This window comes from Rubrobacter taiwanensis, assembly GCF_004337705.1.
Lineage (GTDB): Bacteria > Actinomycetota > Rubrobacteria > Rubrobacterales > Rubrobacteraceae > Rubrobacter_C > Rubrobacter_C taiwanensis.
Map to the genome: position 1 here is coordinate 39,757 of NZ_SKBU01000028.1, position 6,257 is coordinate 46,013.

Below are 6,257 nucleotides of genomic sequence, written 5' to 3' on the forward strand. Positions count from 1 at the left end.
CGCATCCCGCAAGCAGAACACCGGTCATCAGAGCGGAGGCCAGTACGAACAGGCGACGGAGCAAAGAGATCCCTTACCCTCGGTCGGTCGACGATCCCAGAACAAATTATACTCGATTCTGACACAGAGCTTACTATCTGCTCCGGATAATCTGCTTCCCTGCTGTTAAAATCCCTCTCCGATCCCTGGACCCATATCGAGCCGCAGAGGAGGGATTCTCAATTGCAGACCAGCAGACCCATCGCTCTGTGGGCGGTTCCCCGTTCCGTCTCGACCGCCTTCGAGCGCGTCTTCGTGGAGCGGGGCGACTTCAAGGTTTTTCACGAGCCGTTCTCCGCCTCCTACTACTACAGCGCGGAGCGCCAGAGCGACCGCTACCCGGACCACCCTCCCAAGGAGGAGTACGACGCCGAGCGCGTGCTGGAGCGCCTCATGCGGCCCGCCGACAGGCCGGTCTTCTTCAAGGACATGGCCTACCACGCCAAGGCACTCCTGAGCCCGGAGTTCGCGGCCCGGTTCACAAACACCTTCATAATCCGGGAGCCGAAGTACATGCTCGTCTCGCTCAACGAGATGTGGCCGGACTTCACCCTGGAGGAGACCGGATATGAGCATCAGCACCGGCTCTTCCGGTACGCTACCGAGGACTGCGGTCAGCCGCCGGTGGTCGTGGACGCCGGGGATCTGGGAGCAGACCCCGAGGGGATCGTGGCCGCCTACTGCCAGAAGATCGGGGTCCCCTTCAAGCCCGAAGCCCTCTCTTGGGAGGCTCGCGAGGTGCCCGAGTGGGAGATGTGGGACGAGTGGCACGAGCGGGCCCAGAAGAGCACCGGGATCCGGCAGACCGAACCGGAGGAGGAGGTGGAGCTCCCGGCGGAGCTGCGGGAGGCCTACGAGCACTGCCGTCCCTACTACGAGGCGATGTACGAGAGGCGCCTGACGGCCGGATAAGCGAGGAAAATGGCGCGGCCCCGCAAACCTTGCGGGGCCGCGCTGTCTCTTGAAGAGTGCTTCTAGGCCGCCGCCTCCTCCTGAGCCTCTCTTGCGGCCTCGATCCAGGGCTCCACGACGTCCCGGTTATCTTCCAGCCACACCCGGGCGCCCTCCGCCGGATCGTCGGGGTTGACCTCTTGTATGACCGCCTGGAGATCGTTCATCTCCTCTTCGTTCATGGAGATGGCCTCCAGGAACGCGTACGCTACAGGGTCGTCTTCCTGCAGGTCGGCCCGCACGATGGTTGAGAGCTGCGAGGGATTGCTGAAAGGCTCCTGAGCACCCAGGGGATCCTCCAGGTAGTGGAAGTCGTATTCGGCGTTCATCCAGTGCGGCGACCACGCGAGGAAGATGATCGGCTCCTGGTTGCGGTACGCCCGCTCCAGCTCGGCCAGCATCGCCGGCGTCGAGGACTCCACCAGCTCTATCTCATCCTCCAGCCCGTACGCCGGCAGGACCTCCTCCCTTATGTGCGGGTGGAAGGCGGCCCCGGGCTCGATGCCCGTGATCTGGTCCGTCCCGGCCTGGTCCAGATCCTCCAGACTCCGGATATCCTCCATGTAGTCCGGGACCGCTATGCCGTACCGGGTCTCGCTCTCGTACCAGGGGTCCAGCATCTCGACGTTATCTCCGACCTGGGCCATGTAGTTCTCGTGATTCGGCATCCAGACGTCTTGGAAGGCGTCGAGGTCGCCGTTGGCCACGCCCTGAAAGAGCGGCCCGACGTCCAGCGTCTGAAGCTCGACGCTGTAGCCGAACTCGTCCTCTAGCGCAACCTTGGTCAGGTTGGAGAGAGCTATGTTCTCGTCCCAGCCGATATTGCCCAGCGTCAGCGTGCCGCCGCCCGGAGCGGCGCCGCAACCTGCGGCCAGAGCGCCGACCAGAAGAGCGGTTACCAGCGTTGCAAAAAGCTTCTTCGGTCTCATATCACCTCATCTCTTCTCTTCAAACTGCAGGGTCACGCCTCAGCCGCCCTTCACCAGACCGGCTCCTCCGCGCCGCCCGTCGCGCCGCCCGACATTGCGGGTGATACGGTCGAGGATGATGGCGATCACCACGATCCCGATCCCCCCGACGAACCCCCGACCCACGTCGAGCTGGGTGAGGCCGACGACTACTTCGGTCCCGAGCCCTTGAGCCCCGATGAGCCCCGCAATAACGACCATCGAGAGGGCGAGCATGATCACCTGATTTACCCCGGTCATTATCGTGGGGAGCGCCTGGGGCAGCTCTACCTTCAGCAGCGTCTGCCAGGAGGTCGCACCGAAGGCCTGCGCCGCCTCTACGGTCTCTTTCGGGACCTGCTGGATGCCGAGCAGCGTCAGCCGCACGGCGGGCGGCATGGCGAAGATCACGGTCGCAACCAGCGCCGGCACGTTCCCGAGCCCCAGCAGCAGGATGGCCGGTATCAGGTACACGAAGGCGGGCATGGTCTGCATGAAGTCCAGCACGGGGCGTACCGCGGTTTCGACCGACCGGTACTGAGCGGCTACGATGCCCACCGGGATGCCGATCGCAAGAGCCACGATGGCCGAGGAGATCACCAGCGCCAGAGTGCGCATCGCATTGTCCCACAGATCCAGACTGATCAGGAACACTAACCCCGCCACCGTGAGCAGGGCAACCCTCCAATCGGCCAGATAGACGGCTATCGCGGCGAAGACCGCGATGGTAACCAGCGCGGGCGAGGCCAGAAGTATCGTCTGGAAGGTGCCGACGAGCAATCCGATCACCGCCTGCAGGACGTTAAAGAAGCCCGCGAAGGAGTTGGTCACGAAATCCACGAAGCTCTCGGTCCACTCATCCAGCGGAATCCTGGGTATGAACTCCGCCTGCGCCAGCATAATCACCGCTCCACCTCCCCGTCGGGACTGGCTACCGGCTCGGCTCCGGGCCGCCCCGGCCGTCCGGCCTCACTCTCCGGAGCGGCTGTGAGACCCGCTATGAGCGCTCCCCGCACGATCACGCCCCGCAGTCGGCCGCGCTCGTCCACTACGGCGACCGGCCCCCTGCGGTCGACGAAGAGCGGCAGTACTTCGCGCAGCGGCGTGCCGCACCCGACCCGTGGAGCCTCAAGGTCGACGGCTCCGTCCAGCCGCGATTCTCCCCGCTCGATGAGCCGGGCGACCCCCTCCGCCTCAGCAAGCCCCCTCAGGCGGCGTTCCCGGTCGACCACGTAGATGGTGCTCATCCCGGCCTGCCTCATGCGCCGGAGCACAACCCGGGGGCCCTCTCCGTCGTAGGCTATCTCCCTGGGCTCCACCATGACGCTCTCGGCCACACGCACCTTGGCGTAGTCCACATCCTCTATGAACCGCTCGACATACTCGTCCGCCGGTCTGGTGAGGATGTCCTCCGGATCGCCGATCTGCACGATCTCCCCGTCGCGCATGATGGCCACCCGGTGCCCGAGCCTCAGAGCCTCGTCCAGGTCGTGCGTGATGAAGACCACCGTCCGATTTACCTCGCCCTGAATGTCCAGGAAGAGGTTCTGCATATCACGCCTTATCAAGGGGTCCAGAGCACTGAAGGGCTCGTCCATGAGCAGGATCTCCTGCCCCGAAGCCAGCGCCCGGGCCAGCCCGACCCGCTGCTGCATGCCACCCGACAGCTCCGTGATCCGCTTCCCCTCCTGCCCCTCAAGCCCCACAAACTCCAGCGTCCTCAGACCACGCTCCCGCCGCTCGGCCGCAGGAACACCCTGTATCTCCAGCCCGAAGGTAACGTTCTCGAGCACGCTGCGGTTGGGCAAGAGCCCGAAATGCTGAAAGACCATCCCGATCTTCCTGCGCCGGATCTCCCGGATCTGCTTCGAAGACATCCGCGCAACGTCCTCCCCGTGCAGGTAGACCTCACCCTCGGTGGGCTCTATCAGCCTGTTGAGGAGCCGCAACAGCGTGCTCTTGCCGCTGCCCGAAAGCCCGATGACCACAAAGATCTCACCCTCGCGAACCTCAAAAGAGGCGTCGTACACCCCGATCGTGGCTCCCGTGACCTTCTCCACCTCGGACTTGCTCCTCCCCCGGCGCCGCATCTCCAGAGCCTGCCGGACCCGGCGCCCAAACACCTTGGAGAGGTTCTCTACCCGTATGACGGCTTCCTTACTGTCCCTGACAGGAGACTCCGTAGCAAAACCTCCTCTGCTAGCTCACACGCATACAGCCAGCCGCCTGCACAGATGAGGCAGCTTCCCACCTAACTCGACAGGAACCATGCGGACAGCCGACTATGCCTTTACCCGGATGATACACAGCCCTCACTCTATTGCAAGTAAAATATGATACTAAAAGCCGGTCTGCGCGCGCCGAAATTCCTATCGGCATTGGCCGGAGGGGAGGTTATGCGCTAGAATCTGTGCAACCTTGCGCCTGTAGCTCAGGGGATAGAGCAGCGGTTTCCTAAACCGCGTGCCGCAGGTTCGAATCCTGCCAGGCGCACTCACGAAATACCTGCAAATGGCGGGGAAAGGAGGAGCCCCGGTCCGGCTACCGGGGCTCTATACACCAACGCAGAGAGAGGGCTGAAACGGCTAGCTCCAGCCCAGCGCGGCGAGCCCATCCGGGACCTGCAAGCACTTGCAGGACACGTCACCGCTGCGTTCACCCTCCAGCGCTACACCCACCATTACGACGCTTCGGCAAGGCGCACCGCCGAGGCGATGAGAGACATCCTCCGCGACTAGCCCCAGCGAACTCTACTGACCTGGCTGCTCCTCTTCTTCGGGCGGGGCTATCTTCTCCACGAGCTCGCCTTTGGGCACAAGCACGCTTCCGGTACGCAACCCTTTAGGCCGGACAAAGTACCCCTCATCGATAACGCCGATGATCTTCCCCTCGCCGTCCGGGTATCTAATCCAGTCACCCTTCTTGATCTTTTCCGCCATCGCCACCCCTCCCCGGTGGTATCAGAGTGGTATCAAAACTCCCAACCCACCGTCCGGGACTTCCGCTTTACTTGAAAATTCGGCTTATCTAAGCTGAATGTGGAGAGCCGACGAGCGGACTCGAACCGCTGACCTGCTCATTACGAGTTTGCTCAGGCAAGTTTCGAGCCGTATCCGGGCGTCTGTTAATTTCCGGGATTTGCAGGTGTTTTTAGCGTGCTCGGATGGCGGGTTGTCCGGAGCGTACCGTCTTGTATCGGCCCGGTTGCAGTACGGTTGCAGTACGGTATGGGGCTTCAACCGGGGTCGGGGACGAGGCTTCCGACATCGGTCAGGGGATGTGCGAGGCGGGCGTAAGGTGTGCTTTCAAGGGCTTTGAGGAGCTTGCCGTCGGCGGTGATGACGACGGTTTCCGCGCTCTCGGCAAGGGCCAGGAAAAGGGCATCGTAGATGATCACCCGCGTCTGGAGCGCGATCTCGGCGGCCTGCGGCATCAGGTCCTCGGGCGCGTACAGTACGACCGGATCCAGGGCGAACTGCTTCCAGAGATCACGCACGCTGTCGAGCGGTAGACCTTCGCGGCGATGCTGCCACCAGAGGGCATTGAAGAATTCCGGCTGGATGGTACCAGGAGCCAGCAACTCTATGGTGCGAGCTTCCGCATGCCGCAGCAGACTTATCGCCTCATCGTGCAGGTCCTCGGGCAGGTACCACTTGACCGCAACGCTGGTGTCCAGGACCAACGGTAGCGGCGGCCCAGAGCTACTGACAGGCCCGGTCAAACGCGCGTGTCGCGGTCCTGGCGGACGATCTCGGTCGAATCGGGGAACCTGTACCCTTGGGCCTTAAGGCGGTCGTGAATCTCTTGGGCACGGCGGGCCGCTCCCCGATAGTCCTCGGGCTTAGGTCTGTGGCTCGGCTTGAGTTTGGTCTTCCTTCCGGCCATTCCGTTGCCTCCTTGTCCATAGCTTACACCGCCTGAGCCAAGGTTGCCTCTGCCATCGAAGAGTTCCGTAGCCATCTTGCGGAGCCGGTGTCTCGCTCAACCTATCAGCACCTCCAGGGTGTTGTCCATGGAGCCTCTGGTCCTGAGTTCCCGAGCGAGGCGCAGCAGATCGCCGGGCGAGAAGCCCTGGTCAGCTCAGGTAGCACCTGAGGGATTCGCAAGCTTCGTCAGCACCCCACCTAACTCCTCATGCGAGTGGCCTTCACCACGCTCTGCTCCAGGGAGCACGATGATGGTCGTGTGATCCTCTGGGAACCACCAAGTGGACCTTGGAGGGAATCTCGTCGGTAAGAAACCGTCCGAAAAGCCTCATTTGCGAGCCAACCGCCTCACCATCAAACGGCTCATCGCCACGTAAATGAACGCCTCCCCACT

7 protein-coding genes and 1 tRNA gene are annotated in these 6,257 nt (G+C 62.9%); 2 read left to right on the forward strand and 6 right to left on the reverse strand.

Going from position 1 to position 6,257, the window contains the following annotated elements:
- Positions 1-222 precede the first annotated feature (222 nt).
- Positions 223-951, forward strand: a complete 729-nt coding sequence (locus E0L93_RS13430; RefSeq protein WP_132692594.1) for a sulfotransferase-like domain-containing protein — start codon at positions 223-225, stop codon at positions 949-951.
- A gap of 62 nt (positions 952-1,013) precedes the next feature.
- On the opposite strand, the gene E0L93_RS13435 is transcribed toward E0L93_RS13430, so the two are convergent.
- Genes E0L93_RS13435 through E0L93_RS13445 form a run of 3 tightly spaced genes read right to left on the reverse strand, consistent with a single transcriptional unit; the run spans position 1,014 to position 4,060 of the window.
- On the reverse strand, positions 1,014-1,919 hold the full coding sequence (locus tag E0L93_RS13435; protein ID WP_132692595.1) for a glycine betaine ABC transporter substrate-binding protein: 906 nt from the start codon (positions 1,917-1,919) through the stop codon (positions 1,014-1,016).
- Positions 1,920-1,958: 39 nt separating this feature from the next.
- Positions 1,959-2,837 (reverse strand): ABC transporter permease, encoded by an 879-nt coding sequence (locus tag E0L93_RS13440; protein ID WP_132692596.1) that lies wholly within the window; start codon positions 2,835-2,837, stop codon positions 1,959-1,961.
- A gap of 2 nt (positions 2,838-2,839) precedes the next feature.
- Positions 2,840-4,060: a quaternary amine ABC transporter ATP-binding protein gene (locus E0L93_RS13445; RefSeq protein WP_243638236.1), complete on the reverse strand. Its 1,221-nt coding sequence runs from the start codon at positions 4,058-4,060 to the stop codon at positions 2,840-2,842.
- Positions 4,061-4,357: 297 nt separating this feature from the next.
- Between E0L93_RS13445 and E0L93_RS13450 the strand changes: the two genes are divergently transcribed.
- Positions 4,358-4,430, forward strand: a tRNA-Arg gene (locus tag E0L93_RS13450).
- A gap of 257 nt (positions 4,431-4,687) precedes the next feature.
- Here the strand turns inward: E0L93_RS13450 and E0L93_RS13455 are convergent.
- The 3 genes from E0L93_RS13455 to E0L93_RS15930 all read right to left on the reverse strand — a co-directional run bounded on the left by E0L93_RS13455 (position 4,688) and on the right by E0L93_RS15930 (position 5,822).
- Complete coding sequence (locus tag E0L93_RS13455) at positions 4,688-4,876, reverse strand: hypothetical protein (RefSeq protein WP_132692597.1); 189 nt, start codon at positions 4,874-4,876, stop codon at positions 4,688-4,690.
- A 296-nt stretch (positions 4,877-5,172) separates the two neighbouring features.
- Positions 5,173-5,619, reverse strand: coding sequence for a type II toxin-antitoxin system VapC family toxin (locus E0L93_RS13460; RefSeq protein WP_165874380.1), 447 nt, complete (start codon positions 5,617-5,619; stop codon positions 5,173-5,175).
- 35 nt (positions 5,620-5,654) lie between these two features.
- On the reverse strand, positions 5,655-5,822 hold the full coding sequence (locus tag E0L93_RS15930; protein ID WP_165874381.1) for a hypothetical protein: 168 nt from the start codon (positions 5,820-5,822) through the stop codon (positions 5,655-5,657).
- Between the last annotated feature and the right edge of the window lie 435 nt (positions 5,823-6,257).

Coding starts and splice junctions, on each gene's coding strand:
- E0L93_RS15930 (WP_165874381.1), bottom strand. CDS start 5,822: ATGGCCGGAAGGAAGACCAAACTCAAGCCGAGCCACAGACCTAAGCCC.
- E0L93_RS13440 (WP_132692596.1), bottom strand. CDS start 2,837: ATGCTGGCGCAGGCGGAGTTCATACCCAGGATTCCGCTGGATGAGTGG.
- E0L93_RS13455 (WP_132692597.1), bottom strand. CDS start 4,876: ATGGCGGAAAAGATCAAGAAGGGTGACTGGATTAGATACCCGGACGGC.
- E0L93_RS13435 (WP_132692595.1), bottom strand. CDS start 1,919: ATGAGACCGAAGAAGCTTTTTGCAACGCTGGTAACCGCTCTTCTGGTC.